This is a genomic window from Stenotrophomonas sp. 704A1, from assembly GCF_030549525.1.
In the GTDB taxonomy this organism is placed as follows: Bacteria; Pseudomonadota; Gammaproteobacteria; order Xanthomonadales; family Xanthomonadaceae; genus Stenotrophomonas; species Stenotrophomonas tuberculopleuritidis.
This window is the reverse complement of the sequence record NZ_CP130831.1, coordinates 2,836,098-2,863,077: the sequence shown is the minus strand read 5'-3', so window position 1 is coordinate 2,863,077 and position 26,980 is coordinate 2,836,098. Positions and strand designations below refer to the sequence as shown.

The 26,980-nt window shown below is 62.2% G+C and carries 27 protein-coding genes; 24 read left to right on the top strand and 3 right to left on the bottom strand.

The features are described from left to right. Positions 1-18 precede the first annotated feature (18 nt). From Q5Z10_RS13395 to Q5Z10_RS13290, 23 genes are all read left to right on the top strand, one after another. Positions 19-1,698 carry a type IV secretory system conjugative DNA transfer family protein gene (locus Q5Z10_RS13395; RefSeq protein WP_303635914.1) on the top strand — a complete coding sequence of 560 codons (1,680 nt, stop codon included), beginning with the start codon at positions 19-21 and terminating at the stop codon, positions 1,696-1,698. 417 nt (positions 1,699-2,115) lie between these two features. Further along, complete coding sequence (locus Q5Z10_RS13390; protein ID WP_303635913.1) at positions 2,116-2,562, top strand: hypothetical protein; 447 nt, start codon at positions 2,116-2,118, stop codon at positions 2,560-2,562. Between the two features lie 89 nt (positions 2,563-2,651). Continuing rightward, a complete protein-coding gene (locus Q5Z10_RS13385; protein ID WP_303635912.1) occupies positions 2,652-3,719 on the top strand; it encodes a VirB8 family type IV secretion system protein in 1,068 nt (355 codons plus the stop codon). Then, on the top strand, positions 3,716-4,495 hold the full coding sequence (locus Q5Z10_RS13380; protein WP_303635911.1) for a TrbG/VirB9 family P-type conjugative transfer protein: 780 nt from the start codon (positions 3,716-3,718) through the stop codon (positions 4,493-4,495). Before Q5Z10_RS13385 ends, Q5Z10_RS13380 begins: the two co-directional genes overlap by 4 nt. Next, on the top strand, positions 4,492-5,763 hold the full coding sequence (locus Q5Z10_RS13375) for a TrbI/VirB10 family protein (protein WP_303635910.1): 1,272 nt from the start codon (positions 4,492-4,494) through the stop codon (positions 5,761-5,763). Before Q5Z10_RS13380 ends, Q5Z10_RS13375 begins: the two co-directional genes overlap by 4 nt. Before the next feature lie 14 nt (positions 5,764-5,777). Further along, the gene (gene virB11, locus Q5Z10_RS13370; protein WP_303635909.1) at positions 5,778-6,821 is read left to right on the top strand and encodes a P-type DNA transfer ATPase VirB11; all 1,044 of its coding nucleotides are present in this window, start codon (positions 5,778-5,780) and stop codon (positions 6,819-6,821) included. Positions 6,822-6,824: 3 nt separating this feature from the next. After that, positions 6,825-7,766: a lytic transglycosylase domain-containing protein gene (locus Q5Z10_RS13365; RefSeq protein ID WP_303635908.1), complete on the top strand. Its 942-nt coding sequence runs from the start codon at positions 6,825-6,827 to the stop codon at positions 7,764-7,766. A 73-nt stretch (positions 7,767-7,839) separates the two neighbouring features. Then, positions 7,840-8,235, top strand: a complete 396-nt coding sequence (locus Q5Z10_RS13360; protein WP_303635907.1) for a TrbC/VirB2 family protein — start codon at positions 7,840-7,842, stop codon at positions 8,233-8,235. Then, complete coding sequence (locus tag Q5Z10_RS13355) at positions 8,228-8,536, top strand: VirB3 family type IV secretion system protein (protein ID WP_080353840.1); 309 nt, start codon at positions 8,228-8,230, stop codon at positions 8,534-8,536. Before Q5Z10_RS13360 ends, Q5Z10_RS13355 begins: the two co-directional genes overlap by 8 nt. A gap of 77 nt (positions 8,537-8,613) precedes the next feature. Further along, complete coding sequence (locus Q5Z10_RS13350; RefSeq protein WP_303635906.1) at positions 8,614-11,061, top strand: VirB4 family type IV secretion/conjugal transfer ATPase; 2,448 nt, start codon at positions 8,614-8,616, stop codon at positions 11,059-11,061. Further along, complete coding sequence (locus tag Q5Z10_RS13345) at positions 11,058-11,882, top strand: hypothetical protein (protein WP_303635905.1); 825 nt, start codon at positions 11,058-11,060, stop codon at positions 11,880-11,882. The genes Q5Z10_RS13350 and Q5Z10_RS13345 overlap by 4 nt, the downstream gene beginning before the upstream one ends. 52 nt (positions 11,883-11,934) lie before the next feature. Further along, entirely contained in the window at positions 11,935-13,083 is a 1,149-nt protein-coding gene (locus tag Q5Z10_RS13340; RefSeq protein WP_442758914.1) for a TrbL/VirB6 family protein, read from the top strand. Between the two features lie 8 nt (positions 13,084-13,091). Further along, positions 13,092-13,637 (top strand): DUF4189 domain-containing protein, encoded by a 546-nt coding sequence (locus tag Q5Z10_RS21440; protein ID WP_080148517.1) that lies wholly within the window; start codon positions 13,092-13,094, stop codon positions 13,635-13,637. Between the two features lie 799 nt (positions 13,638-14,436). Continuing rightward, the gene (locus Q5Z10_RS21435; RefSeq protein ID WP_442758913.1) at positions 14,437-15,006 is read left to right on the top strand and encodes a DUF4189 domain-containing protein; all 570 of its coding nucleotides are present in this window, start codon (positions 14,437-14,439) and stop codon (positions 15,004-15,006) included. Between the two features lie 167 nt (positions 15,007-15,173). Then, positions 15,174-15,722 carry a DUF4189 domain-containing protein gene (locus Q5Z10_RS13330; RefSeq protein ID WP_345783967.1) on the top strand — a complete coding sequence of 183 codons (549 nt, stop codon included), beginning with the start codon at positions 15,174-15,176 and terminating at the stop codon, positions 15,720-15,722. A 573-nt stretch (positions 15,723-16,295) separates the two neighbouring features. Beyond that, positions 16,296-16,835 carry a DUF4189 domain-containing protein gene (locus Q5Z10_RS13325; RefSeq protein ID WP_303635904.1) on the top strand — a complete coding sequence of 180 codons (540 nt, stop codon included), beginning with the start codon at positions 16,296-16,298 and terminating at the stop codon, positions 16,833-16,835. 228 nt (positions 16,836-17,063) lie between these two features. Then, positions 17,064-17,387, top strand: coding sequence for a type IV secretion system protein (locus Q5Z10_RS13320; protein ID WP_345783966.1), 324 nt, complete (start codon positions 17,064-17,066; stop codon positions 17,385-17,387). A gap of 94 nt (positions 17,388-17,481) precedes the next feature. Continuing rightward, positions 17,482-18,024, top strand: a complete 543-nt coding sequence (locus Q5Z10_RS13315; protein ID WP_303635903.1) for a DUF4189 domain-containing protein — start codon at positions 17,482-17,484, stop codon at positions 18,022-18,024. A gap of 415 nt (positions 18,025-18,439) precedes the next feature. Beyond that, positions 18,440-18,976 (top strand): DUF4189 domain-containing protein, encoded by a 537-nt coding sequence (locus Q5Z10_RS13310; protein WP_303635902.1) that lies wholly within the window; start codon positions 18,440-18,442, stop codon positions 18,974-18,976. Between the two features lie 396 nt (positions 18,977-19,372). Beyond that, positions 19,373-19,921 carry a DUF4189 domain-containing protein gene (locus Q5Z10_RS13305; RefSeq protein ID WP_303635901.1) on the top strand — a complete coding sequence of 183 codons (549 nt, stop codon included), beginning with the start codon at positions 19,373-19,375 and terminating at the stop codon, positions 19,919-19,921. Between the two features lie 436 nt (positions 19,922-20,357). Beyond that, positions 20,358-20,894, top strand: a complete 537-nt coding sequence (locus Q5Z10_RS13300) for a hypothetical protein (RefSeq protein ID WP_345783995.1) — start codon at positions 20,358-20,360, stop codon at positions 20,892-20,894. A 57-nt stretch (positions 20,895-20,951) separates the two neighbouring features. After that, positions 20,952-21,968, top strand: coding sequence for an XVIPCD domain-containing protein (locus tag Q5Z10_RS13295; protein WP_303635899.1), 1,017 nt, complete (start codon positions 20,952-20,954; stop codon positions 21,966-21,968). Between the two features lie 585 nt (positions 21,969-22,553). Next, positions 22,554-23,504, top strand: a complete 951-nt coding sequence (locus Q5Z10_RS13290) for a hypothetical protein (RefSeq protein WP_303635898.1) — start codon at positions 22,554-22,556, stop codon at positions 23,502-23,504. Between the two features lie 52 nt (positions 23,505-23,556). Here Q5Z10_RS13290 and Q5Z10_RS13285 read toward each other — a convergent pair whose 3' ends face one another. Both Q5Z10_RS13285 and Q5Z10_RS13280 read right to left on the bottom strand, forming a co-directional pair. After that, positions 23,557-24,882 carry an XVIPCD domain-containing protein gene (locus tag Q5Z10_RS13285; protein ID WP_303635897.1) on the bottom strand — a complete coding sequence of 442 codons (1,326 nt, stop codon included), beginning with the start codon at positions 24,880-24,882 and terminating at the stop codon, positions 23,557-23,559. Further along, positions 24,879-25,535, bottom strand: coding sequence for a hypothetical protein (locus Q5Z10_RS13280; RefSeq protein WP_303635896.1), 657 nt, complete (start codon positions 25,533-25,535; stop codon positions 24,879-24,881). Before Q5Z10_RS13280 ends, Q5Z10_RS13285 begins: the two co-directional genes overlap by 4 nt. Positions 25,536-25,988: 453 nt before the next feature. Between Q5Z10_RS13280 and Q5Z10_RS13275 the strand changes: the two genes are divergently transcribed. Continuing rightward, positions 25,989-26,495, top strand: a complete 507-nt coding sequence (locus tag Q5Z10_RS13275) for a GNAT family N-acetyltransferase (RefSeq protein ID WP_303635895.1) — start codon at positions 25,989-25,991, stop codon at positions 26,493-26,495. Positions 26,496-26,518: 23 nt separating this feature from the next. On the opposite strand, the gene Q5Z10_RS13270 is transcribed toward Q5Z10_RS13275, so the two are convergent. Further along, positions 26,519-26,956 carry an acetyltransferase gene (locus tag Q5Z10_RS13270; RefSeq protein ID WP_303635894.1) on the bottom strand — a complete coding sequence of 146 codons (438 nt, stop codon included), beginning with the start codon at positions 26,954-26,956 and terminating at the stop codon, positions 26,519-26,521. Between the last annotated feature and the right edge of the window lie 24 nt (positions 26,957-26,980).

Here is a 26,980-nt window from a genome sequence, read left to right as displayed (position 1 = left end):
GCATCATGGAGGATTCGGGTGTTGCCCAGTAAGAAGTATCTGCTCATCGCCATCATCACGCTGGCGACCCTGCTGCTCGGGTTCGTGCTTTCCGGTTACCTGACGCTGCTGTTGCTTGGCCTGGACACCAAGCTGTTCACCTGGAACACGTACTACCAGTATGTGCACGCCATCGGCCAGCCGCAGGTCGCCCCGTTCGTGGGCAAGATCAAATGGGCTGGCTACCTGGGCTTCGGGCTGCCGCTGCTGGTGCTGGTCATTGTCGGCCTGGCGCTGCTGCTGAAGAAGGACAAGCGTTCGCTGCATGGCGACGCGCGCTTTGCCACCAGTGCGGACCTGGCCAAGCACGGCATGTTCAAGAAGAGTGGCCAGAGCATCGTGGTCGGCAGCCACGGCGGCAAGCTGGTGCGCCTGGACGGCCAGCAGTTCGTGATCCTGGCCGCGCCGACCCGCTCCGGCAAGGGTGTTGGCGTGGTCATCCCGAACCTGCTGGAGTACGGCGAATCGCTGGTGGTGCTGGACATCAAGCAGGAAAACTTCGATCTGACCAGTGGTTGGCGCGCCAGCCAGGGGCAGGAGATCTACCTGTTCAACCCCTTCGCCGAAGATCGCCGCACCCATCGCTGGAACCCGCTCAGCTACGTGTCCGACGACCCGGCGTTCCGTGTCTCGGACCTGATGAGCATCGGCGCGATGCTGTATCCCGATGGCTCGGAAGACCAGAAGTTCTGGATCAGCCAGGCGCGCAATGCCTTCATCGCCTTCACCCTGTACCTGTTCGAGAACTGGGATGACGAGCGCAGCAGTGGCTTTCCGGGCGGGCAGGGCACGCCGACCCTGGGCGCGGTGTACCGCCTGTCCTCCGGTGATGGCAGCGACCTGAAGAAGTTCCTGAAGGGGCTGTCGGAGCGTCCGTTCCTCAGCAGCAACGCACGCTCGGCGTTCGCCAACATGCTGTCACAGGCCGACGAGACCTTCGCCTCGATCCTGGGTACGTTCAAGGAACCGCTGAACCCCTGGATCAACCCGGTGCTGGACAAGGCCACCAGCACCAACGACTTCCTGCTCACCGACGTGCGCAAGAAGAAGATGACCATCTACATCGGCATCCAGCCCAACAAGCTGGCCGAAAGCCGGTTGATCATCAATCTGTTCTTCAGCCAGCTGATCAACCTCAACACCAAGGAACTGCCCAAGTCCAATCCGGACCTGAAGTACCAGTGCCTGCTGCTGATGGACGAGTTCACCTCGATCGGCAAGGTCGAGATCATCGCCTCGGCGGTGTCCTACATGGCCGGTTACAACGTGCGCCTGCTGCCGATCATCCAGAGCATGTCCCAGCTCGATGCCACCTACGGCCGCGAGGTGTCGCGCACGATCATCACCAACCACGCGCTGCAGATCCTGTACGCCCCGCGCGAGCAGCAGGACGCGAACGACTACTCGGACATGCTGGGCTACACCACCATCCGCAAGAAGAACGTGACCCACGCGCGCGAGAAGACCCACAGCTTCACCGAGGAGCGTCGCGCGCTGATGTTGCCGCAGGAACTGAAGGCGATGGGGCCGGACAAGGAGGTGTTCCTCTACGAAGGCATTCCGCATCCAGTCAAATGCGACAAGATTCGCTATTACAAGGACCGCTATTTCACGTCACGTCTACTTCCGAAAGTTGACGTGCCGATGCTGGATGTCTAACTTGCAGACTTGAAAGTGTGACGAATGCACGCATTCACAGAAGTGAATTAGTGAATTGCGTCAAAGAAGCGCCATACGTTGGTCGAAATTCAGACTTGTCTGACATCGAATTGACGCGGAGTTGTGCGACTCTATGTGTGGCGTGCGGATCTGTGTGGTTCGTCATGCTTTCAAGAGTGGCCAGGAGTTTCAGCCATGGGAACAGGGATGGTTCCGACGTTGGTGAGGGTGTGTGCGAGGGGCCTCGGATGAGGTTGCTCCATGCGACTTGGTTGGCAGCCTCAGGGCTGCAGGGGAACCGTTCCCATGTGCTGTTAAGCAGTGCATTTGCGACGTTTCCGGCGTGCATCGCGCAGCGCCGGACGACCAAGGGACCAACATCGGGACTGCTTTTTCGTACGTCAAAGTGAAGCCCGTATGAATCAGGCGTTTATCGCAAAAATGTCCATCGCCGCAGTGGCGGCGTTGATGGTGGCCGGTTGTGCCACCAAGCCCGCACCCGACTTCGGGGGACGCTGGAAGCCGGTCAACCGTTTTGCGACGGCGCCGACCGAGATTCCGCTGTACACCAGTTACGTCTATCAGGCTTCGCCGATGGATCGCACGCTGAAGGCCATGCTCGAGCGGTGGGCCAAGGATTCCGGCCGCACGCTGGACTATCGCCTCAGTTCGGATTTCACCCTGTACGGTGCGGTGTCCGATATCGATACCACCAATGCACAGCAGGCGGTGATCGATCTCACGGCAGCCTACGCAGCGCAGGGCGTTTCCGTCTCCATCGTCGGCAACCAGATCGTCGTGCAGAGCGCTGGATCGACGCCGACCGCGTCGGCCCAGGATCCCGAAGCCAGCAGCGGCAGCTGAGACCGCGTCGAAATCATCGAACGTGCCGCACCCCGCGCCTGGCGCAGGGGCGCCACGCCCATTGATGTTTCAGCAGTACGGAAGAACCCATGTTCCGCAAGAAGGATGCAGGCAACAGCCCCAAGGTCGAACAGTCGGTCGCCAAGGCGGTCAGCTATGAGATCACCGTGGCCGACATGGCCCGGCGCAGCGAGCGTCGCGCCTGGTGGGTCGCCACCGGCTCGTTGCTGATGTCGCTGGCGCTGGCCGGCGGCTACTACTACATGCTGCCGCTGAAGGAGAAGGTGCCGTTCCTGGTGATGGCTGACGCTTACACCGGTACCGCCACGGTGGCGCGCCTGCGCGGCAATTTCGAAGGGCAGTCGATTACCGCGAGCGATGCCATCAATCGAAGCAACGTGGCCCAGTATGTGATGGCTCGCGAGTCCTACGATTTTGCCGTCATGGGACTGCGCGACTGGGCATTGGTGCACGTCATGTCGGACACACGCACGAGCGCTGCCATCCGGGCCTTCTATTCCCCGAACAACCCCCAGAGTCCGGTCACTCTGTATGGCAAGGATCGTGCCATCCGGGTGAAGATTCTCAGCATTACGCCGTTGGAGGCGCAGGTTAACGGTGGTTTCCGCGGAGCGTCGGTGAGAATCCAGCGCAGCGTCTACGACAAGAACAAGGCGACGACGTCCTACCTGGACAATCAGTTGATCACGTTGCGCTTCCGCTATGACTCAAATCTGGCACTGAACGAGCAACAGCGCATTCTCAATCCCTTGGGTATGCAGGTCTTTGAGTATCGCCGCGACAATGATTACTCGCGCGGTGTGCCCGGTCCGGATGATGCGCAGTTGCAGCAGCAGGCCGAACAGCAGGCCACGCAGGCACAAGGCGTGTACGACCCGAACAACCCGGCAGCGGCCGCCATGATCGATCCGGCGACGGGTCAGCCACTGGCCGTGCCAGGCGATGTCCAGATCGCCCCGCCGACATCCGGCCAGTCGACGCAGGGGCAACCCATGCAGGGGCAGCCCATGCAGCAGCCCATGCAGCAGCCGATGCAGGGGCAAGCAGCGCCTGGGCAGGCCATGCCAGGCCAGCCGGCCATGAGGCCGGTACAGAACAATTCCACCGGAAATGCTGATGGAGCAAGCAACCGATGAGTAGTCGAAAAGTCAGGGGGAGCGCATTGGCGCTGCTGTCGTTGCTGTCGCTGGTGTTTTCCACCGCGGCGACGGCACAGGCGGTAGACCATTACGAGTATGAGAAGGATCGCATCTATCCGGTTCGCACCGGCCTGGGCCTGACCACCCAGATCGAGTTGAGCCCGAACGAGAAAATCCTCGACTACAGCACCGGTTTCAGCAATGGCTGGGAACTGACCCGTCGCGAGAACGTGTTCTACATCAAGCCGAAGAATGTGGACGTGGACACCAACATGATGGTGCGCACCGAGACCCATTCCTACATCTTCGAACTGAAGGTGGTTGCCACTGACTGGCGGCAGCTGGAGCAGGCCCGTCGCGCAGGCGTGCAGTACAAGATCGCGTTCACCTACCCGAACGATACCGTGTTCGGTGTGGCGCAGGAGGCTGTGGAAGAAGAGGCGCAGCCGCTTCTGAGCAGTGAGCTGGCCAAGGATCGCCAGTACAACTTCAACTACTCCTATTCAACCAGCAAGGCGAAGAAGATGGGGTGGCTGATCCCCGTCAATGCCTATGACGATGGCCGTTTCACGTACCTGAAACTGCCCAACTCGCCCGAATACAAGACCGGCATTTTCCCGGCTGTGTTCGGTCGTGAGAAAGAGTACGGCGAGGACTTCGTGGTCAACACCACGGTCGAGGGCAACACCCTGATCGTCCACGGCACCTACCCGTACCTGGTCATCCGCCACGGCGAGTACGTCGTTGGCCTGCGAAGGAACGTGAAGAAATGAGCCAGCAGAACACCCCCGGCAACGACCCGAACAGCACTCGTGACGACGGGCAGTCGCCTTACGGCGGGCAGGGCCCGGCCGAGTCGACCTCCAACCCGTACTTCGGCACGCAGCAGGCCGAAGCCGCACCGAACCTGGATGCGGCGGCCCCGCAGCTGCGCTCGGCCGAAGAGCAGCGGTTGAACCGCAAGGCGCTGATGTTCCTGGGTGGCATCGTGGTACTGCTGGTGGCCATGGGCTTCCTGCTGTTCCGCAAGGGCCAGGACGACAAGAACGACGCGCCCTCCAATCGTCAGGAAGCCCGGGTCTCGACGCCGGACCTGCCGACCGTTGGTCCGGCCCCGAGTGTTGCAGCGCCTGTCGCGCCAGCCGATCCAATCCCGATGCTGCCACCGCCGCCGCAGCAGGACATGCCGATGGTCAGCCTGCAGGAAGCCGACCGTGCGCGCTTGCGCCAGGCACCGGAGCCACAGGGTCCGTCCCTCCTGGATCGCCGCATTGGCAGCAGCAGTGGTTTCGGCTCCGGCGATGGCAACACCAAGCCGCAAGGGCAGGGCACCGATTACAGCCAGGCGATGATTGCGGCCATGCAGGCCGCCAACCCGCAGGCCCAGCAGCAGCAGAAGGTGCGCCGTGGCCCGGATGTGGAAGACGTGTCCAACGCCAGCTTCATCCAGAGCCCGGATGCCCTGCTGGTGCGTGGTACCTACCTGCGCTGCGTGCTGGAAACCCGCATCATCACCGACATCGCCGGCTACACCTCGTGCCTGCTGACCGAGCCGGTCTATTCGATCAATGGCCGCAACCTTCTGCTGCCGAAGGGTTCGAAGATCTACGGCTCCTACGGTGGCGGCCCCAACGGCAAGCGCGTGGAAGTCATCTGGGATCGCGTCACCACGCCGAATGGTATCGACGTGGCGATGTCCAGCCCGGGTGTCGATGGCCTGGGCGGTGCGGGCCATCCTGGCCAGTACAGCGCGCACTGGGGCAGCCGTATTGCGTCGGCGCTGATGATCAGTCTGATCGCCGATGCGTTCAAATACGCCGCGGCAGAGCACGGTCCGGAGTCGACCACCGTGGCCAGCAACGGGTTCGCCGTGCGTTCGCCGTATGAAAGCGCGACCGCCCGCACCATGGAGCGCCTGGCCAACGAAGCACTCAGCGAAGGCCGTCGCCCGCCGACGGTCACCATCAACCAGGGCACTATCGTGAACGTCTACGTCGCAAAGGACGTCGATTTCACCAACGTGCTCAACCCGCGCCGGTAATTCATAGAACGATCATGGACGCCGAAGTGTCTCCCATCGCCCTTGTTTCCAGCGAATTCCTGCGCTATCAGTACGAAGTGCTGGGCATCGCGGAGTACATGAGCTCGCCCGACGTGACGGAAATCTGCATCAACCGTCCGGGCGAGCTGTACCTGGAAACCCGGGCAGGGTGGCAGCGGGTGGACGTGCCGAGCCTGACCTTCGAGCGGGCCCGGCAGTTCTGCACTGCGGTGGTGAACGAGAGCAACACCGGCCAGCGCATCACCGATGCCGACCCGGTGGTCTCGCTCACCTTCCCCACCGGTCAGCGTGCGCAGTTCGTGATCCCGCCTGCGTGCGATGCCGGCAAGGTGTCCATCACGATCCGTCTGCCGTCCAAGCACACCAAGTCGCTCACCCAGTACCACGAAGACGGCTTCTTCAATCAGATCCTGGAGCAGGACGGCAGTCTGAGCGAGCAGGACCGCGAGCTGCTGGAACTGCGTCATTCGCGCGAGTACGCCGAGTTCTTCCGGCGCGCGGTGATGTACCGCAAGAACATCGTGGTGTCTGGCGCCACCGGTAGTGGCAAGACCACCTTCATGAAGGCGCTGGTCAACCACATCCCGGACAACGAGCGTCTGGTCACCATCGAGGACGCCCGCGAGCTGTTCCTGACCCAGCCCAACGTGGTGCACCTGCTGTACTCGAAGGGCGGCCAGAGCACCAGCAACGTCACCGCCAAGACGTGCATGGAAGCCTGCCTGCGCATGAAGCCCGAGCGCATCATCCTGGCCGAGCTGCGTGGCGACGAAGCGTTCTACTTCATCCGCAACTGTGCCTCTGGTCACCCCGGTTCGATCACCAGCTGTCATGCCGGCAGCCCGGAACAGACCTGGGATCAGCTGGCGCTGATGGTGAAAGCGTCCACAGAGGGTTCGGGCCTGGAATTCAACGTCATCAAGCGTCTGCTGATGATGACCATCGATATCGTGGTGCATATCAAGGCGCATGCCGGTTCGCGTTACATCACCGGCATCGATTTCAATCCTGGGCGCGCCCAGGGGCAGGAGGGCTGAACGATGTTGCCAGGCCTGGAAATGATGGCATGCCCGGAAATGGCCGTGTCCATGGACGTCATGCAGCACGTCATCAACGTGGAGTCGTCGCGCAATCCCTTCGCCATCGGCGTGGTGGGCGGTGCACTGGTGCGCCAGCCCAAGGCGCTGGATGAAGCGCTGGCCACGGTGCGCATGCTGGAAGAGAAGGGTTACAACTTCTCGGTGGGCCTGGCCCAGGTGAACCGCTACAACCTGGCCAAGTACGGCCTGGATTCCTACGAAAAGGCCTTCCAGCAGTGCGCCAACCTGCAGGCGGGTTCGCGCATCCTGGCCGAGTGCTACAAGCGTTCCGGCCAGGACTGGGGCAAGTCGTTCAGCTGCTACTACTCGGGTAATTTCGTCACCGGCTTCCGCCATGGCTATGTGCAGAAGATCTACGATTCGATGCGCCGTGGGCAGCAGGTGGCCAGCAATGGCGTACTGCCGATCGATGTGGTCAGCCGCGGTGAGCGTCGTACGGTGAAGGTCGAACACCACCCGCAGACGGTATCGCCGGTGCAGTCGCGCATCGTTGCCCAGGCCGACGCCCCGGTGTACGTGCCCTCCGACGATCCGGCCCGTGCCTACACGGTCTACCCGTCGGCGGGCGCCATGGCGCGCAGCAGTGCCTTGAACCTGGCCGACCAGGCGCTGTCGCGCGTGGTGCTGGGCTCGGTGGACCGCATGATGCAGCCGCAGGCCCAGCCCCAGGTCATGCCACAACAGCTGCCGCAGGCGGGTGCCCACCAGGCCATGCCGCAGCCGCTGCCCGGCGTGGCAACGGGCAACGGCCAGCCGGTCATGCTGCGCCCGTGGAGCGAGCGCAACCAGCCGGTGGCCGCGCCAGAGAATGCATACAACGCGCCAGCGCAGGGAGCGCCGGTGCAACAGATTCCCGCAGGGGATGCGGCCTTCGTGTTCTGACGAAGTCGTGGTACGGCCAGACCCCCGGCTGGCCGATTCAGTTGTGTTAGTCCATCAACAAGGAAATCAATCCATGAAGCGATTCAATCTCGATCTGGCCCAGGCCCAGCGCACGCTGAAGACCATGCTGATGGCCGTTGCCTTTGTCGGCCTGGTGTTTGCCCCGCAGGCCATCGCCGGCGGTACCGACTTCGGCGGCACCGATGAAAAGGTCTGCGGCTTCTTCAACAACATCAATGGTCTGCTGAACATTGCCTCGATCGCCGTGGTCACCATCGCGGTCATCTTCGCTGGCTACCAGATTGCCTTCGCCCACAAGCGCATCGCCGATGTGGCCCCGATCCTGATCGGTGGCGTGCTGATCGGCGCTGCCGGCCAGATCGCCCGCATGCTGCTGGGTGAAGGCAGCGACGGCAACTGCAGCACGGCCGCCATCATCAACAACGCGCTGCAGTACTACAGTGCATAAGAACGTGCTGTTCCGCGGCTGCACGCGCCCGGCGATGTTCCTGGGCGTTCCCTACCTGCCATTCTTCATGGTGGCAGGCGGGTTGCTGCTGCTGAGTGTGTACACGAACTTCTGGTTCCTGCTCACCATTCCTGTCGCGATTTTCATCATGCGACAGATGGCCAAGCGCGACGAGCTGATCTTCCGCCTGCTGGGTCTCCGCCTGCTGTTCAAGTTCAAGGCACGCAACCTGCAGGAACACGATGGAATGTGGGTGTTCAGCCCGAACCACTACCGCAAGAAACCCGCCCGCACGGATTGACGGGCAACGGCCGGGCAGGTGTACGCACCTGTCCGGCCACCTCGTAGTTCCCCGGCTTACCTTTTGGAAGCAGTCGCATGTTCTCTCCAGATACCTCCATCAGCGAATTCATTCCCCTGTCGTCGCATGTGGCGCCGAACGTGGTCAAGACCACGGGCGGTGACTACCTGTTGACCTGGTACCTGGAGGGACTGCCCTTCGTCGGGCGCGAAGAGTGGGAACTGGAGCACCGCCACAACACCTTCAACCGCCTGCTGCAGACCCTGCGTGCGCCGGACTTCGTCAACGTCGCCTTCTGGGTGCACGACATCCGCCGGCGCCGCACGCTGAAGGGCAAGAGTCACTACAAGCAGCGCTTCAACCAGGATGTCGCCGACCAGTACATGGGGATGCTGTCCTCGCAGCGCATCATGCAGAACGAGCTGTTCCTGACCATGATCTACCGCCCGGTCGTGGCCGGTAAGCGCTTCGTGGAAAAGTCGGCCAGCATCGAAAAGCTGCAGGGCGAGCAGGACCAGGCCGTTGAAAAGCTGCTGGAGCTGGCCGGCAACGTCGAAGCGGTGATCCGCGATTACGCGCCGTACCGCCTGGGCATGTACGAGGCCAAGAACGGCGTGGTGTTCTCCGAGACGCTGGAGCTGTTCGGCTACCTGATCAACCGCGTGGACGAACCGGTGCCGGTGCTGCCTGCGCCGGTGAAGGACTATCTGCCGATCAGTCGCCACATGTTCTCGGCCAAGACCGGTGACTACGTCATCAACACGCCCAACGGCGTCAATCACTTCGGCGCCATCCTCAACATCAAGGAGTATGCCGAGGGAACCTATCCGGGCATTCTCAACGGTCTGAAGTACCTGGACTACGAATACGTCATCACCCACTCCTTCAGCCCGATGGGGCGGCAGGACGCACTGAAGGTGCTTGATCGCACCAAGGGCATGATGATTTCCTCGGGCGACAAGGCGGTCAGCCAGATTGCCGAGCTCGACTACGCCATGGACCAGCTGTCCTCGGGCAACTTCGTGCTGGGTGAATACCACTTCATCATGGCGGTCTATGGCGACAGCCAGGCCAAGCTCTCGCAGAACGTGGCGACCACGCGCGCCGAGCTGTCCAATGCGGGCTTTGTCTCGACCAAGGAAGACCTGGCGATCACCTCGTCGTTCTATTCGCAGCTGCCGGGCAACTGGCGCTTCCGCACGCGCCTGGCCAACGTCAGCTCGCTGAACTTCCTGGGCCTGTCGCCGCTGCACAACTTCGCCACCGGCAAGCAGCACAACAACCCCTGGGGCGACTGCGTCACCACGTTGCAGACCACCAACGGCCAGCCGTACTACTTCAACTTCCACGCCACGCATCCCTCCGAGAACTCGCTGGGTGAAAAGGCCATCGCCAACACCATGGTGATCGGCAAGTCCGGTACCGGTAAGACCGCGCTGATCAACTTCCTGCTGAGCCAGGTGCAGAAGTACGAGCCGTCGCCAACCATCTTCTTCTTCGACAAGGATCGCGGTGCCGAGATTTTCGTGCGCGCCTGTGGCGGCAACTATCTGGCCCTGGAAAACGGCGCACCGACCGGATTCAACCCATTCCAGTGCGAGAACAGCGAAGCCAACGTGCAGTTCCTGGCCGACCTGATCAAGGTACTGGCCGGAAAGCGCGAATACAGCGCCCGCGAAGAGGAAGATATCTATCGCGCGGTGGAGAGCATGCTGGACACGCCGATGCACCTGCGCAGCATGACCAATTTCCAGAAGAGCCTGCCCAACATGGGCGACGATGGTCTGTACGCGCGCATGCGCCGCTGGACCTCGGGCAACTCGCTGGGCTGGGTGTTCGACAATCCGGTCGATACGGTGGACCTGAGCAAGGCCAACATCATCGGCTTTGACTACACCGACATCATCGACAATCCCGAAGTGCGTGTGCCGGTCATCAACTACCTGCTGCATCGCCTGGAATCGCTGATCGACGGTCGCCCGCTGATCTACGTGATGGACGAATTCTGGAAGATCCTGGACGGCGAGGGTGGCCTGAAAGAGTTCGCCAAGAACAAGCAGAAAACCATCCGTAAGCAGAACGGCCTGGGCATCTTCGCCACGCAGAGCCCGGAAGATGCGCTGAAGAGCGATATCTCCGCAGCGCTGATCGAACAGACCGCCACCCTGATCCTGCTGCCGAACCCAAATGCCAGCAAGAGCGATTACATGGATGGCCTGAAGTTGACCGAGGCCGAGTTCAAGGTGGTGACCGCGCTGGACGAGCGTTCGCGCTGCTTCCTGGTCAAGCAGGGCCACGCCTCCAGCGTATGCCAGCTGAATCTGCGCGGCATGGATGACATTCTTTCGGTCATCTCAGCATCGACCGACAATATCGAAGTCATGCACCGCGTGCTGCAGACCGCGGCGGTGCGCGCGCGCGTCACCGTGGACGAGCTGACCCCGGACCAGTGGCTGGACGCGTTCTACAAGAATCGAAAGGGCTCGGGCAAGCGAGCTGACAAGGACCAGGAGGAGGCGGCATGAAAACCATCACCGAACTGCAAAAGGAAACTGCCATGGGCATTGAAACCCGAAAGAGCACGCCGCGTCGTCGCCGCTTGGCGCCGCTGTTCGCGGCCATGTTGACCCTGGGCATGAGCTTCAGCACCGGTACGCAGCAGGCGCAGGCCATGACCGTGTATGACCCGGCCAACTGGATCATGAACTTCCTGCAGGAGTACAAGTCTGCGGGCGAATACATAACCGAGGCCGGCCGCTGGAGCGAGACGGCTGGACAGTATATGAAGACGGTGGAGAACTGGGTTTCCAGGCTGCAGAACTGGTACCAGATCATCGCCTCGCCCCTGATGCCCGTAACGCCGGTGCTTACGCGAATTCCCGAGACCTGGAACGTCGCCGAGAAGTGCGGCGGTGGCTCGATGGTCAGCCAGGAAGGCCTGATGTCGTTGCTGGGCGTCAGCCCGGGTGGCGACATCGGTGCGCAGCAGCGCTCCATCTGTGCCTACATTCAGGTGCTTGAGAACAAGAAGTACAACGAAACCGTGGACGTGGTGACCAAGTCGATGCCAGCCATGGAGGAGATGCTGGGCAAGCTGCGCACGATCCGCAATGCTTTCCGTAACGAGGGCGCGCTGCAGGAGGACATCTCCAATAACACTGCAAGCCAGCTTGCGATGGACAAGGCGTTCAAGGAATGGGAGACCAAGATCAAGGTCTATGACCAGCAGATTAGGGCCCTGGAGGGGCGTCAGCGCAACCTGACCGAGCGCGCATTGAAGGGCGAGAGCAACCCGCTTGGCACCGTGGTCAAGGCGGCTGCGCTGAAAGCCGCTCTCTCCAAGTGAACTACGTGCGTAACGCACTCCAGCAGGGCCCCGATACGGGGCGGGTGATGTGATGAGTCAGGGAATGATGCAGGGCATGGTAATCGGGGATCTGCTGCACGGAACGCTGTTCGCCTCAGTGGGCGACTTCGTGTTCTTCAAGCTGATCCTGGAGTACCTGCGAGAGGAAATCGCAAACTTCGGCGAAGGCGTGCTCGGTCGCATGATGACCTGGGTGGGCTCGATCGCGCTGGTTCTGATGACGCTGTGGGTGCTGATCCAGGGCTTCCGTATCGTGACCGGGCGCAGCCGCGATTCGATGGCGGCGCTGGCCACTGACATGGCGCGCGCGGCGCTCATCGTGACCGTGGCCACGTCCATGGCGATGTTCGGCAAGGATCTGCAGTCCTTCCTGACCCAAGACGTCCAGGACGAGATCACCTATGTGGTGACCGGCAAGGACGACACGGCCGAAGAACTGATCGACCGCAACCTGGGCTACATGCAGTTGGCGCTGACGTCGGTGAGCGTGCTGGATGTGGCAGGCGACGTCACGCTGGACAGCGCCAAGACGCGTGCGATGTGGTTCATCGGCCTTGGCACGGGCGGACCTGCGGTCACCGCTGGCGCCATGTTGCTGCTGTACCAGGTCGCGATGGCCATGTTCATTGGCTTCGGTCCGCTGTTCATTCTGTGCCTGCTTTTCGAGCAGACCAAATCGCTGTTCCAGCGCTGGCTGTTCTATGGCATCGGCACCATGTTCTCGATGGCCGTGCTGGCGGCAATGACCGGCATTGCCATGGAAATGGTTGCGCGCGTTGCGGCGTCGTTCTGGGGCGCGTCCGCGTTGGGCGCGCTGCTGAGCACCAACCTGACCGAAGGCATGAGCAGCATGGCACTGCAGCAGGGTGGCATGGGATTGATCCTCACAACGCTGATCCTGACTGCGCCCCCAATGGCCGCGATGTTCTTCCAGGGTACGCTGGGTACCTTCATGGCATATTCGCAGATAGGCGGTAGTCCTGCCCCGGCCTCGCCTGGCCCGCAGGGTCAGCCGCCGGGCTCGCAGGGTGGTGGTGGTGGTATGTTTAAGCCGTCTGCCCCTGCAAACAACCAGAGTCAACAAGCGCCACTTGAAGGCGTAACGCCCAGGTTCCAGAACGCGGTTGACACGCCGGTTCAATCTGGCCAGCGGGGTAATGCTCCGACAATGAATGCTTGATTCGGAATATGGAGTGCGTGATGAGGCGGATCTCTGTACTGGCGGTTTCACTTGTTTCTCTTGCACTTTCAGCTTCGGCTTTCGCTGAAGGGAACTGTCCATCCGGCTACTATCCCATCGGTGGTCAGGGTGTGCAGGGCTGCGCTCCGATTCCGGGGGGCTCTTCGGGTGGAGGGCCGGCCCAGGGTGGCGTGCCACAGCCGCCGAGGCCTTCAGGTGAGTGGTTGACCAGGTGGGGAGCGGTGGTGCAGTCGCCAACGTCCGATCTGATAGGTACGTCGGCGAACAAGACGAGCGAGGCTGCTGCCGAGACCGAGGCGCGGCGCATTTGCGAGTCGGAAGGTGCCAGGGACTGCAAGACATCGCTCACCTATTACAATCAGTGCGTGGCATTCTCCGTGCCGAATTCCGGAAAGGGCAGAGGCTCCGTCAATACGGCGGTGGATCTGGCTACAGCAAAGAAGAATGCACTGGCAAGTTGCAATGATGCGGGCGGGGGGCGTTGCGTAATCTCGCATACCGAGTGCTCTGAGCCAGTTTTCCGGGAGTACTAGTTGCAGATGAGCTGTTGGTTTATGTGAGCCAATGCGTAACGCCAGCATTCTGTAATCCAGCCGCGCAATGCAGTTGACTGACTGTAGCTTCTGGAAGGAACTATGATTCCCGCAATCCTTGCTATCCCGTTGCTGCTGGTTGGAGTGATTTGCTCCAAGATTGCACATGCCCAGGGCGGCTGCCCGCCGGGCATGTACCCCATCGGGGGCTAGGGTGTGCAAGGCTGCGCCCCGATTCCAGGCGCAGGGGGGCGGAGTTTCGCAGCAGAGCCCGTCGCCGCCCCCCGAGACCTTTTTATAAGAACCTGGCGGCGTCGCTGTATCCCCGACTACGTCAGTTGTCTGAGTTTCGACCGGCCAGCTTTCGAAGAAGGTTGCTGGCCCGTGCCCGCGCTGAGTGTGCGGCCGCGTCCAATCCGACCGAAGGCATGCCGCATGACACTGCGGTACGGGGCATAACTTCATTCTAGCTACGCAGGTTCTACCGCGCCCCGATGGCCGCGATGTTCTTCAGAGGTGCCTTCAGCACCTTCATGGCATATTCGCAGATAGGCGGTAGTGCCGTGCCGACGTCGCCAAGCCCGAGTGGTCAGCCTCCGGGTTCGTCAGATTCGGGCGGAGGATTCTTTATGCCCTCTGTTCCTGCCAATTCCAGAGCTCAAGTCAGGTTCCTGTTCGGGACACAATGCCTCAGTTCGCAAGTGCATCAGAATCTCAGGTTCAAACTGGGTAACGTGGAAATGTTGGGTGGAAATGCTGGGGCAGGGAACTCATAGTCCCCCGGAATTTGGAGTGTACGATGCGAAATGATTTTTTAGCTCCGTGGAAGTTGGAGGGTGCCATGCATAGATTCGTTAGCTCGACAGTACTTATTGCGCTGATTCTTTGCATGGGGCCAGCCTTCGCAGAAGGAGGGTGCCCTCCAGGGGCGTATCCTATCGGTGGGCAGGGCGTTCAAGGCTGCGCCCCAATACCCGGGGCGAGTAACGGTGCTCCCGGCCCCGCAGTTTCTGCGCCGCCTCAGCCACTTGGCGAATGGTTGACGCGATGGGGGGCTGTAGCCGAGTCGCCTACTTCAAGTCTCGTCGGCACATCTTCCAATGAATCGAGCGAACGGCGAGCAGTAGCTGCGGCCATCACGAAGTGCGCGGCCGAAGGTGCAAAGGACTGCAAGTCTTCTGTAGCGTACTACAACCAGTGCGTTGCATTTGCGGTGCCATCCTCAGGGAAGGGACAGGGCTCGCTGGATACTGCGGTTGATGCAGAGACTGTGGCCGGAAACGCAATCGAGCATTGCAAGGACACGGGAGGGGGCAAGTGCAACGTAGTCTATTCCGAATGTTCCTTGCCCGTTTTCAGAAAGTTCTAGAGCAGCCTTCGGTGATCCAAAGAGCGACGAGGAAATGTGGGGCAGGCGGCTAGTCCCAAGATTCAGGAAGCTAATGAGACCGGGCATGCTAATTCTGGTCTGATGGACAACGCCCCTACTGCTAATGGCTAGAATTGAGCAGAGATTTTGATTTTTGTTAAGAGGCTATGGCAATGAAGTGGAGTCTGACAGGATCAGTATTTCTCGTTGCCTTTGGGGTGGTTGGAGGTGTCCAATCCGCTTTCGCAGAAGGAAATTGTCCTCCTGGCATGTATCCAATTGGCGGGCAGGGTGTTCAGGGGTGCGCGCCGATTCCTGGTGCCGCTGGGACCTCTGCGAGCCCCTCCGCTCCAGCGCCAGCACGCCCGCTTGGAGAATGGGTGAGAACCTGGGGCGCGATCGCCGTCTCAAAGGCCACTTCCGACGCCGGTGTTTCAACTGGATTGAGATCCAAGCGCTCCGCTGAGAAGGAGGCCCTGTCTAAGTGCAGTATGAGCGGAGCTCGTGATTGCTCGATAAACATGACATATTTCAATCAGTGCGTCTCATGGGCAATTCCAAGTGGTCGTTCGGGAGGAGGGCAGTCTGGCATAGGAGCGGGCCCCACGCCCGAGGCTGCACTCGAGACCGCACGGTCGTTGTGCAAGAATGATCGGCAGGGGGCCTGTGATGAAGTGTATGCGGATTGTACGAAGCCCGTATTTGATCGCTACTGAATATTGTCGAGCAAGATTGATGAGGCACGAACAACGAATGTTAAGGGCGATATTTTGAGAACTACTTTTTCGTAGTGCCTGCTTTTTGATCTGAACAAGAAATTCAGGTGGTGATGACCGGTGCTGCGATGAAGGTGGTAACGCGCATGCATGTTTAGTCGTCGCCCGTGCCCGAGTTGAGTGTGCGTCCGTGTCCAATCTGACCGAGGGCATGCCGCATAGCGCTACGGTACGGGGCATGACTGACTACGCAGGTGCTACTGGGCCCCGATGGCCGCGATGTTCTTCCGGGGTGTCTTCAGCACCTTCATGGCATATTCGCAGATAGGCGGTAGTGCTGGGTCAGCTTCGCCTGGCCCGCAGGGTCAGCCGCCGGGTTCGCAGGGTGGTGGTGGTGGCGGTGGTGCGCACATGCCTCCGCAGCATTCGGTGAACAGGGCCGATAGTGCTACCGGGCAGGTTGCCATGCCAAAGATCAACGATGTTACGCCCGCCTCTCCTGGCCAAAGAGGTAATGCTGTACCCAATGGCACTTGATTGATCGTGCCGCTCGAGATTTGAAGAGGGTTTCTTATGATTGGTTTGCGGTCCATACGCCTTTGCACTCTTGGATTCGCTTTTCTGGGGATACATGTCGCCTACGCGGAAGGCGGCTGTCCCCCCGGCTCGTATCCTATCGGGGGCCAGGGTGTGCAAGGCTGCGCCCCGATTCCAGGTGCAGGGGGCGGAGTTTCGCAGCAGAGCCCGACGCCGCCCCCGAGACCTTTGGGTGAATGGATAAGAACTTGGGGCGGCGTCGCTGTATCCCCGACTACGTCAGACGCCGGTGTTTCAACCGGCCAGCTTTCGAAGAAGGCTGCTGAGCGCGATGCCATGGCAAAGTGTGCAGGTAGCGGAGCACGAGACTGCAAGGTAAGCGTTACTTACTTTAATCAATGTATGTCTTGGGTCGTGCCCAGCGGCCGCACAGGGAATGGCAGGTCTGGAATTGGTACCGGCCCAACGCTCGAGCGTGCGGGGGAAATGGCGCAGGGAATCTGCCAGAACGATCAGCCAGGGGCATGCACTGTGATCCACGAGAACTGCACGGAGCAGATCTTTAAGAAGTACTAGCCGATCTTTAGTTGCGGTGTAGGTCTGGCCCTCGCGAGTGTATATCCACTCGTTCGGAAGTGACGAGGATCTCTAGTCGAAATGCCATGGTTTGACGTTGGTTGAGCTGGCCATTCGACCGAGAGACTGGAAGTTGCCCTCGCCGAGGACGCTCAGGAAGAGATGGCCTGATGTAGTGACCGGAAAGATGACGCGGCGGAAGAGCTGTTCGACTGCAACCGGGACTACATGCAGTTGGCGCTGATGTCGGTGAGCGTGCTGGACGTGGCCGGCGGCGTCAGCCTGAAGAGCGCGAAGACACGTGCGATGTGGTTCATCGGCCTGGGCACGGTCGGTCCTGAAGTCACTGCCGGTGCCCTGTTGCTGCTGTACCAGGTCGCGATGGACATATTCAGCGGCTTTGGCCCACCATTCATCCTGTGCCTGCTGTTCGAGCACACCAAATCGCTGTTCCAGCACTGGTTGTTCTATGGAATCGGTACCATGTTCTTGATGGCAGAGCGGCAAAGGAATGGGCTCTGCACTCTCTCCGAGATTGCAGGGTGCCCTTGACTCTCCGCCACCATCGTCTGGGCTTAGAGGGAATGCGAATGGCAGCGTTGCATAGCGAGTTCGAAATGCATGATGTAGATGGAGGCGACGGGCGATGAGAATTCTTGTATCGCAAGCGATTCTTGCCAGTTCCTTGATCTTGGGTGTGGCGTATCAATCCTTTGCCGAAGGTAATTGTCCTGCTGGTTACTACCCGATTGGGGGGCAGGGGGCACGCGGGTGTGCACCGATACCAGGCGCCACTAGTGGAGGCGGTACCACCACGGGGGAGATTCGGCTTAGCAGCCCTACCGGCAGGTGGGTGCGAACCTGGGGGGCAATAGCGTCTTCCAAGAATACTCAAGATGCAGGAGTGTCGACGGGAAAGAGAGCCAAAGAGCTGGCAGAGCAGGAAGCCCTTTCCAAGTGTGCATCGGGAGGCGCGGGTGACTGTAAGGTCGATTTGGCCTACTTCAATCAGTGCGCTTCTTGGGTCGTACCGAGTGGGCGTTCTGGGGGCGGGCAGTCGGGAGTGGGTGGTGGGCCCACGCCGGAGCGAGCGCTATTTGTGGCGCAGTTGATGTGCAAGAATGATCAGCCAGGAAAATGCGTGGAGTTCTACGCTAACTGCACGAAACCGATTTTCGAGGAATTCTAGTTCTCATCGATAGCTGATTGATGGCCTTGGAAATTGCAGTGCCAACTAGCCGGTAGTGGCCACTATCGGCGGTTCGACTTGAAAGAGCCATACCAGGCGAGGGATGGCGCTACGTGCGGCGCTGTACAGCGTTATGGCTTTCCCGCAACTCAGGCGCCAGCGCCGTGTCTGCGTCATCAATCGACTGGAGTCGCGGGCCTCTTCGGGTTCAATTGGGGGCATTCAGGCCTCTGAGCCGGAGCCGGATTCGTGCGGTGGGTGTTTTTTGTGGCCCACATGCAGGAGATCCGCATCGATCTCATTGAGCGCAATGTAAAATAATCTGCTCGGCCTGTTCTGAGCCGGTCTATGAGGCGGGGGAACGCCAATCGCCGTACCGTCTAGCTGGTCCAATGAGAGGGGGGAGAACGGTTTTATGAATCGATCAAAGCAATGGGTGATTCTTTTCTTCCTTCTTCTTGTCTCATTGACCGAAGTTGCGCTGGCTGAAGGCAACTGTCCGCCAGGGTATTACCCGATTGGAGGTCAGGGCGTTCAAGGATGCGCCCCTATTCCGAGTAGTGGTGCAGCCTCGTCATCCCCAGAAGTTCAGTTGAATAGGCCCACTGGGCGATGGACCAAGACCTGGGGAGCGATTGCTGAATCGAAAACAACTCAGGACGCGGGCACCTCTGTTGGTAAGCGATCCAAGGAGGAAGCTTCTCGTGAGGCAATTTCAAAATGCAGATCCGTTGGCGCTGCTGATTGTTCGGTTAGCTTCACGTACCAAAATCAGTGTGTCTCGTGGGTCATCCCAAGGGGGCGTTCCGGCTCAGGTCGTGCTGGGATTGGAGCTGGACCCACCCCCGAGAGGGCGAAATTCAACGCACAAGCCATGTGCAAAAACGATCAGCCGGGAGAGTGTGAAGAGATCTATTCGGACTGCAGTAAGCCGATATTTGATGAATTCTAACTCGCAGGCGTATGCCGCGATGAGCTCGCTAGCCCCGAGAGGGAGTTGGCATCTGCAGCCGCAGTTGCGACCTGTGCGGAGGCGTTGTACGTCGAATTCCGAATGCGCTCTGCGAAGTGGCCGGGCTGCTTGGGACAGGGGCGACCCCCGAGTTGGCGGAGGTCGCTGCGCGAGTCATGTGCCGCAATGATCGTGCAGGGAAATGTGAAGTGTTCTACTCGAACTGTACCAAGCCAGTGTTTGATGAGTTCTGACAGGAGGCGTGCGGCAAGAAGTGCCGGCGCAATGACGCACTCGAGTCGGTGGCCAGGCAGGTCTCAGGCGCGGGAGCCGACACTGGTACGATCGTGGCCTGTATTGGATGATGGCGGTCGATAGATTGGAGGATGTTGGAGAATGAAGCCTGGACGCCGCGTAGTTTCCTTGTCGCTCCTCGCACTTCTGGGGGCGGTAGCAACGGCCGCGGCCGAGGGAAACTGTCCTCCGGGCTACTACCCCATCGGAGGCCAAGGCGCCCGGGGCTGCGCGCCCATTCCAGGCGGCGCACCGAGTAGCGCATCAAGCGGCGGGATTGCCGAAGTTCCCGCAAACTCGCCAACCGGGCGGTGGATAAAGACGTGGGGAGCGATCGCCGAGTCTCGCTCTACTCAGGACGCAGGTGCCTCCACTGGACTTCGATCGCAGCTGGAGGCGGAGCAGGAGGCCTTGCGGAAGTGCAGCTCGACCGGTGCCGCCGATTGCGCTGTCAGTTTGGCGTATCGGAATCAGTGTGTGGCGTGGGTCATTCCGACCGGGAAGACGGGTCGAGGCATGTCGGCAGTGGGGCGGGGTGGTACGCCGGAAATGGCGCTGATAATGGCGCATTCCCAGTGCAGGAATGACGTGAGCGGAAAGTGTTCCGTGTTGTATGAAAACTGCACCCAGCCTGTTTTTGAAGCGTTCTGACGCAGGTGAGCTGGTGGGGTCGTCGGGGCCGGCTCGAAGAAGGTCATCCCCACCACGTCGAGGCCAGAAGGTCCGCAGGTGTGGAGCGCGGACGTCGCAGGCAGCGGCCGGACCTCGCTGCGATCTGTGCTGAAACGTCGTCTTCTGTGATCAAGCGCGCTTTTTGCTCCTTCCTCCCTTCGACGCAACCGGCCTCCTCGCGGTAAGCTCTCCGCGCGTCAGAAAAATGACGCGCCGGCGCTATCGATTGCAGGAGCTTTTGCGTCCATGAGGACCCAGTCTGCCCGTCCGACGGGTGACGCTTGCCACCATCGCTGTCACCGGGTTCCCGGCGCTATCATCCGCCATCGCGGAACGTCCGGTGAGAACGGGCCATGGGTCCGTGCCCCGCACCGCAGCGGGCATCGGCAAGACGACATTGAAGGAGTGGGAGGCGATGGACGACAGGCATGGCGCACACATGGACGATGCCCTGGCATTCGTTCCGTCGGGCGCGAACCTGCTGGAAGCCGTCAGGGGCGAGCTCAACGGCGAGGGCGTCGAGTACCAGCTGCTGGTGATCGATCAACCCACGCCGGAAGGGCTGGTGCCCGGCCAGCACGGACCGAACCGGGTGCTGCTGTTGCTGCGCGGTGATGGCGGCGGGCGCTGGCAGCTGGCCGCCCGCAACGACAAGCTGGTGCCGTGCTCCACCCGGGGTGGCCTGGCCGGCGACCCGTTTGCGTATGCAATGGTGGAGGAAGACACCTTCAGCGTGATTACCAATGGCGGCAGCCGCCAGCGCTGGAGCAGTACCTACACGTTCCGCTATGCGGCTGCGGACCGGGTCTGCTGGGTGGACGGAGTCAGGCGCAAGGTCGTGGATATCGAGACCGAAGCGATGAACATCCGGGATTTCTCGGTGGCGGAACTGGGCCGGGTGCGGTTCGAGGATTTTGATCCGTCCAGCGTTGCCGAGGTGTTGCTTCCATGAGTCATGTTCCAACCGGCGGAACGGAATCCGCGCTGAAGATCATCCAGGAGTGGCGCTGTGTCGACCGATAGAGAGTCGCACCTGCTGCGGCAGGCGACGGATGCCGGTATCGAATCCCCCCGTGAACTGGCCAATTTCATGGCCCAGGCCGGGCACGAATCGCGTGGGCTCAGCCGGCTCAACGAAAGCTTCAACTTCACCCGGGGCATCTCGCAGATCCCGGTGGAAGCCGCATGGCGCAATGGCAGTGACGCGCTGGAATCGGCACGCCAGGAAGCCCTGCGTGGACGCCCTGGTGATCTTGCCGAGCTGATGTATGGCGGCCGCATGGGCAACGATCTGCCCGGCGACGCGCTGAAGTACCACGGACGCGGCTATCTGCCGCTGACCGGCAAGGAGAACTACGAGCGCGCCGGCAGGGATCTGGACCTGGACCTGGTCAACCAGCCCGATCTCGCCGCGCAGCCTGAGCACGCCGGACGCATCGCGGTCTGGCAGTGGCAGAACCGCGTGCCGGAGCATGCACGGCAAGACGTGCGTGAAGCGACGTATGCGATCAACGGCGCTCTCAACGGGGTGGAGGATCGCCTCAAGCGTTTCGAGGCATGGCAGCAGAAACTCACGCCGGAGGTCATGGAGCGGCTTGCGCGCGGCGAGGTGGGTGAAAGGGCGCAGATGCCCGAACGCGTGCGCGACATGAGCGATCCAGGCCATGCCGGCAACCGCCTGTTCACCGACGCACGCGGCCACCTGCAGCAGTTGGGTCCGCAGGGCGGCCTGCACAGTGCGCAGGAACTGGACAATGCGGCGGGCGCCCTGGCGCTGAGCGCCCAGAAGGCCGGAATGAGCCGCATCGATCACGTGGTGGCGAGTGCCGACGGCCGGGCACTGTTCGCCGTGCAGGGCGCCATCGGCGACCCGGCCATGCAGCGTTCGATGGTCGAGCGTGAGGCGGCGGTGCAGCAGCCGCTGGCGCAGAGCAGCCAGCAGGTGGCTGCCGATGCATCGGCGCGGCAGGAGCAGGCGGCCTCCGTCAGCCGTGAGCAGGAACAGAATCGATCGCGTTCCATGTAATCTGGGCACCGCCTGCAGGTCGGGGGACCGGCGGGCCCATCGCACGATGCCGGGCACCTTCGGGTGCGGATATGGATCTCTCTGTAAGGACACAACATGCGAAATGCTTCCCTGACTCCCCAGGTGCGATCAGGCGCACGCTTGCCCGCACTGTGGCTGCTGCCGCTGGGTCTGGCCGCCGCAGTGGCACAGGCGCAGGAACCGCCAGCGGCAACCCAGCCCTCTGTGGCTGCTCAGACTGTCGTCGCGGAGACTGCCCCGACAGAACCGGCCGTGCCGGTCACCGAGGCGCCCGCAGCGGCGCCTGACGCAACAGATGTCGTGGCCGGCCTGCCGCAGGAAACCGCGCCTGCAACTGCACCGGCCGAGGCCGTTACGCCACCGACCGCGATGGACGCCGCGCCCGCGACACAGCCGGCAACGCCTGCAGCGATCGTTGCTGCGGCTGCCGGACCGACCGCGCCGGCTCCATCCCCGGCGTCGGTGCCGGAGCCGGCACCCGCACCCGCACCAGTGGCTGCCGCCGCTGCGCCCACCGCAGCCCCTGAGCCGGTCTCTGCGCCAGCCGCGCAAGCACCTGTGCCCATGCCGGCACCGGAACCCGCCCCGACGCCCACACCGGTGGCGGCTGCGCCTGATGCCGTTTCCGCATCAGCTGCCCCCGCTGCGACGGCCCCCGTCGCACTCCCCATCATCCCGCTGGCACCGGACCAGGCCGTCGAGCGCCAGCTGGGTGCGCGCTGTCCGGTTGATCTGGCCGGGCGGCTGGCGCCGCAGGGGGATCTGATGATCGGTGCGTGCCAAGGCACGTTGCCGCCCCATCTGGCCGCGCTGCTGGTCGCATTGCCCGAGCAGGACATCCACCTGCCGCGTAGCTGGCGCGAGCGCGAGGTGCGCCAGAAGGCATGGTTCAAGGCCGTGGCTGGGGTGGGTCAGCGGCCGGACTTCATCGCTCGCCTCGGCGACATCTGGGTGCGTTCGTTTGAAGGCGCCGATGCGTCGGTCACGACGTACCTGGTGTCAGCGCCGTTCGATTGCGCCGATGGTGCCTTGCCCAGCGAAAGCTCGCCCGAGCCGGTGCGTGTCGCGGCAGGCAGCTGTGGCCAGGCCTACGTCCGCCAGCGGGTGTACCAGCTGGGCGGCGATGGTGTGCCGGTGGATGTGACGGCGAAGCTGATGCCGGCTGCCCCGGCGATTACCGAGGCGGACCGTGCACGCCATCGCAGCCGCGAAGGCAAGCTCAGTCTTGACCACAGCAAGCTGCAGTACGGGCCGGCCATGCGCTGGTTCGTGCAGTACCCGGAATCGCCGCAGAAGACCGGCCCGCACAGTTTCAGTGACTGGAACCGCGAGCACCTGGCCTTCGTGGTCTGGAACGGCCGGAGCTTCGACCTGCGCGATACGGTGACCCGCCGGCAGTGGCCGTGCGATCCGGTTGCACCGGGTGACACGGCCTGTGGTGGTTTCCCGGATTCCGGGCCGGATGCCTACGTGAGGGCAGACACGGCAACGGCCTCCGCCGTATCGAGCCCTTGAGACAGCGCAACGGCAACAGCGGGAGCCGATCAACCGGCTCCCGCTGTCTCCATCAGGCCTGCATGCTGCGGGACGTGTTCTGCTGCTGTTCCAGCTGCTGATCGCGGTTCTGCGCAAGGCGCTGCTCCGCAGCCTGCTGGTCGATGCGCTGGCTGCTCTGCTCCAGCGGTGTGTTCATCGCCAGTGCGGTATCCACCGACACCCGCAGATGGCTGGGGTCGCCGCCCTGGCCCTGTACGGCGAAGCTGCGGGACGCATCGGCGTTCATCATCACCTCGTCGATGCGCTTGCCACCGGCAGCATGCATTTCAGCGGCCAGCGAGCCGGCCAGCTGCGTACTCATCACGTCCGGCGCGCGGCCCGCGCGTACGTCCTGCGCGTGCACGCCGCGGATCGCGTCGTTGAACAATGGATTGCCGGCATGGTTGGCGTCGTCCATGCGCAGCATGCTGGTGTGCTGGCCGTTCTTCTCTGCCTCACGACGCGCAGGCTCGCCAGGCTGGAGAGGGCCACGGACATGGTCGTACAGATCGATCGCGCCACCTGGAATGCCACGTGCAGTGCGGGTCACGCCACGGCGCAGCGATTCCACGTCGTCGCGGTACTCCTCGATCATCTTGGCGTTGTCCTTCGCCAGTTGCTGCGTTTCCGGGTGTTTCAGCACCGAGCCGTCGTCGAGGAAGTTGCCGAGTTTGTGTGCGCTGAACGAGCTGCCTGCCGCAAGGATGGGTCGATCCGGGATCAGGTCGCGCAGCGGGTGATTGCTGAAGCCGGCTGCTGACAATCGCTTGATCTCGTCCGGGTTGGCATAGAGGCGGACCTGCCCGAAGTGCGGCGACGCGGCGCTGACCGGGTCGGATGCCATGACATGGTTGACCAGGGTGCTGCCGCCTTCGGGGATGCGGTAGCTGAGGCTGACCGCGCCATAGGCGTTGAAGGTCTCGCCCTTGACGTTGAAGTGGTGCGAGGTGATCTGGGCCAGGGTGCCGCCAAGGGAGTGGCCGGTGACCGTGACCTGGGGAGCCCTGCCACCAAATGCGGCGTCCTGCTTGGCGAAATCAAGAGCGCTTCGGGTCAGGGCAATGGCATCGGGCGCCTGTACGTTGGTGCGTGCGACGACCATGCCTCCGTCAGTCAGGATCGCGTCGCGTGCAATCTGCTCAGTCCCGCGGTGGGCGACGACGATCTCGTCGGTGTCAGTTCGCTGGTAGACCGTCCCTTGGTAACCATTGAGCCGATTGTTGACGTGCTCGAGGATCTTGTACTCGTGTCCGTTGAGCGTGACTTTCTCTTCCTGGCCCGGGGCGCGCCGCCCAACCGCACGGTCCTTGTAGGCATCATTGGAAAGCGCGGCATAGTCCTCGGATGTGATGGTCATTGTGTGACCTCACTGGCGCTGAGGCTCATCGTGAACAGCTTGCCCTGCAGCTCGGCGACGTAGTCAGCAGGGTTGGCCTTGCCCGTCGCTGGATAGTTGGCCGCAAGGGGCGCGCGTGGATAGGCTGCGTCCGGATAGAACAGCGTATGCGCGCTGCCTTCAGTCAATGGCTTGGCGTCGACGAAGGTCAGGAAGCGGGTCTCGCCTTCAGCGCCTGTGGCCTTCAGCATCGCACCCGCACCGGTGAATTCCCACGTGCAGACTCCGCGACCGTAGTAATCCTCATCCAGCATGCGATCGACGTACAACGTGCCGCGGTACTCGCCATCAGCCACCTTGCGCAGCTCCACCGGCTCCTGGCTGGTGATGCGTGCGGCGGTGCCGGTGGCCGGCTCGATGTGGCCGCACTGGGCTTCGTTGCTGACGTCGTACTGCGCAACACCTTCGACCACGGCAAAATCGCCCGGGGCGTCCTTCAGGCGCAGGACCAGTTCATAGGCTTTGCGCGGGTTGGGGTTGAGTTTGGCGAGGCCGCGGCCACCCTGGGCGACATCGGCTTCAGCAGCGGCACGTTCTTGGTTCATGGCGGTCTCCGGATGGCAGGCGGTCAACAGAAGCAGAGCAACGCACGGAATGATCTTGCTGTGGCGCAATGTCGGCCTCCTTGAGGGGAACATGGGGCAGGGATAGAGGGCGCGGGAGTCGCCGGCCGGCCATGCGTTTGCACTTGAGAAACGCGTGAGCCTGCTGTGGCGCCGGGTCCCTGCTGCCAGCGCAGGCGGAAGGCGTGCCGGCCGCGCGCGGTGGGCGGCGCGTCCCAGCATCGCTGGGCCGATGGCGTGGCAGTGCATGGTGCATCCATGTCCCTATATCCATCCCTGGCGGCAGGTCCAGCGATTATGCGGGGGCCGGGAAACCCCGCGCCACTCGTTGCCGGACGAAAGTGCCGGTATTTTGACGCATCTGGCGCGTCGCGATACCGTTTGAACGGCTGCGGCACAAGGGCTCCGGCCGATTGAGGGTGGGCGAATGTCGCCATCTCCTCCTTCTGCAGATCTGTGACCTAAATCAACAATTCACGCCATCTCACTGGAATCGGCTTCCCCATGATCCTCACCATCCGCCAGGAATCGCCCGGCGACCATGTCGCCATCCACACGATTACCGAAGCCGCTTTCCGCGACGCGCCGCACAGCAGCCATACCGAGCACTACATCGTTGACGCGCTGCGCAGGCGCGACGAGCTGTGCGTCTCGCTGGTCGCGGAAGCCGACGGTGAGCTCAGGGGGCATGTGGCGATGTCGCCGGTGACGGTGTCGGACGGGAGCACGGGCTGGTACGGCCTCGGTCCGATCTCGGTGCTGCCGCAGCGGCAGGGGCAGGGCATTGGCACTGCGCTGATGCGCGCCGCGCTGGAGGCACTGCGCACGCGCGGGGCACGCGGCTGCGTGGTGCTCGGTGAACCCGACTACTACGGACGGTTCGGGTTTCGTGCCGAGCCGGGCCTGGTGCTGCCCGGTGTGCCGGCCGGCTACTTCCAGGCATTGCTCATGCAACCGCCGCTGCCGCGCGGAGAGGTCGCTTACTCGCCTGCATTCGAAGCGGTTGCCTGATCGGCGCGTCCATCGCGCGCCGATCAGCCGGGATGGCGCAGATGGATGAGGGGGTACGGGCGGCCCTGCGCGTCGACCGCTGAGCGCCCGGTCTCCATGAATCCCATGCGCTGGTAGAAGCCGACGGCCTGAGTGTTTTGTGCGTTGACGTCGGTGCTCAGCTGCGGGTGGGTCGCCAGCGCATGCTGCAGCAGTTGCCGGCCGATGCCGGTGCCGCGCACCTCGGGATCGATGAACAGCGCTTCCATGTGGGTGCCCTCGACCAGCATGAAGCCCAGCGGTCTGTCGTCGGCATCGACCGCCACGGTCAGTGCAGCCTGCGGCAGGAAGCCGGCCACTTCGGCATCGATGGCCTGGCGGTCCTCGGCGCTGAGGAAGTGATGGGTGGCATCGACGGCGCGTCGCCAGAGGTCGACCAGACAGTCGCCGTCGCTGGCACGGGAAGGGCGCAGGGTGGTCATTGCGTTGTCCAGGAGGCCTCGGGC

Excerpts from the sequence above, each read along its gene's own strand:
- Q5Z10_RS13390 (WP_303635913.1), top strand. The coding sequence starts at position 2,116 with ATGAATCAGGCGTTTATCGCAAAAATGTCCATCGCCGCAGTGGCGGCG.
- Q5Z10_RS13385 (WP_303635912.1), top strand. The coding sequence starts at position 2,652 with ATGTTCCGCAAGAAGGATGCAGGCAACAGCCCCAAGGTCGAACAGTCG.
- Q5Z10_RS13380 (WP_303635911.1), top strand. The coding sequence starts at position 3,716 with ATGAGTAGTCGAAAAGTCAGGGGGAGCGCATTGGCGCTGCTGTCGTTG.
- Q5Z10_RS13375 (WP_303635910.1), top strand. The coding sequence starts at position 4,492 with ATGAGCCAGCAGAACACCCCCGGCAACGACCCGAACAGCACTCGTGAC.
- virB11 (WP_303635909.1), top strand. The coding sequence starts at position 5,778 with ATGGACGCCGAAGTGTCTCCCATCGCCCTTGTTTCCAGCGAATTCCTG.
- Q5Z10_RS13365 (WP_303635908.1), top strand. The coding sequence starts at position 6,825 with ATGTTGCCAGGCCTGGAAATGATGGCATGCCCGGAAATGGCCGTGTCC.
- Q5Z10_RS13360 (WP_303635907.1), top strand. The coding sequence starts at position 7,840 with ATGAAGCGATTCAATCTCGATCTGGCCCAGGCCCAGCGCACGCTGAAG.
- Q5Z10_RS13350 (WP_303635906.1), top strand. The coding sequence starts at position 8,614 with ATGTTCTCTCCAGATACCTCCATCAGCGAATTCATTCCCCTGTCGTCG.
- Q5Z10_RS13345 (WP_303635905.1), top strand. The coding sequence starts at position 11,058 with ATGAAAACCATCACCGAACTGCAAAAGGAAACTGCCATGGGCATTGAA.
- Q5Z10_RS13340 (WP_442758914.1), top strand. The coding sequence starts at position 11,935 with ATGAGTCAGGGAATGATGCAGGGCATGGTAATCGGGGATCTGCTGCAC.
- Q5Z10_RS21440 (WP_080148517.1), top strand. The coding sequence starts at position 13,092 with ATGGAGTGCGTGATGAGGCGGATCTCTGTACTGGCGGTTTCACTTGTT.
- Q5Z10_RS21435 (WP_442758913.1), top strand. The coding sequence starts at position 14,437 with ATGCGAAATGATTTTTTAGCTCCGTGGAAGTTGGAGGGTGCCATGCAT.
- Q5Z10_RS13330 (WP_345783967.1), top strand. The coding sequence starts at position 15,174 with ATGGCAATGAAGTGGAGTCTGACAGGATCAGTATTTCTCGTTGCCTTT.
- Q5Z10_RS13325 (WP_303635904.1), top strand. The coding sequence starts at position 16,296 with ATGATTGGTTTGCGGTCCATACGCCTTTGCACTCTTGGATTCGCTTTT.
- Q5Z10_RS13320 (WP_345783966.1), top strand. The coding sequence starts at position 17,064 with ATGCAGTTGGCGCTGATGTCGGTGAGCGTGCTGGACGTGGCCGGCGGC.
- Q5Z10_RS13315 (WP_303635903.1), top strand. The coding sequence starts at position 17,482 with ATGAGAATTCTTGTATCGCAAGCGATTCTTGCCAGTTCCTTGATCTTG.
- Q5Z10_RS13310 (WP_303635902.1), top strand. The coding sequence starts at position 18,440 with ATGAATCGATCAAAGCAATGGGTGATTCTTTTCTTCCTTCTTCTTGTC.
- Q5Z10_RS13305 (WP_303635901.1), top strand. The coding sequence starts at position 19,373 with ATGAAGCCTGGACGCCGCGTAGTTTCCTTGTCGCTCCTCGCACTTCTG.
- Q5Z10_RS13300 (WP_345783995.1), top strand. The coding sequence starts at position 20,358 with ATGGACGACAGGCATGGCGCACACATGGACGATGCCCTGGCATTCGTT.
- Q5Z10_RS13290 (WP_303635898.1), top strand. The coding sequence starts at position 22,554 with ATGCCGGCACCGGAACCCGCCCCGACGCCCACACCGGTGGCGGCTGCG.
- Q5Z10_RS13285 (WP_303635897.1), bottom strand. The coding sequence starts at position 24,882 with ATGACCATCACATCCGAGGACTATGCCGCGCTTTCCAATGATGCCTAC.
- Q5Z10_RS13275 (WP_303635895.1), top strand. The coding sequence starts at position 25,989 with ATGATCCTCACCATCCGCCAGGAATCGCCCGGCGACCATGTCGCCATC.
- Q5Z10_RS13270 (WP_303635894.1), bottom strand. The coding sequence starts at position 26,956 with ATGACCACCCTGCGCCCTTCCCGTGCCAGCGACGGCGACTGTCTGGTC.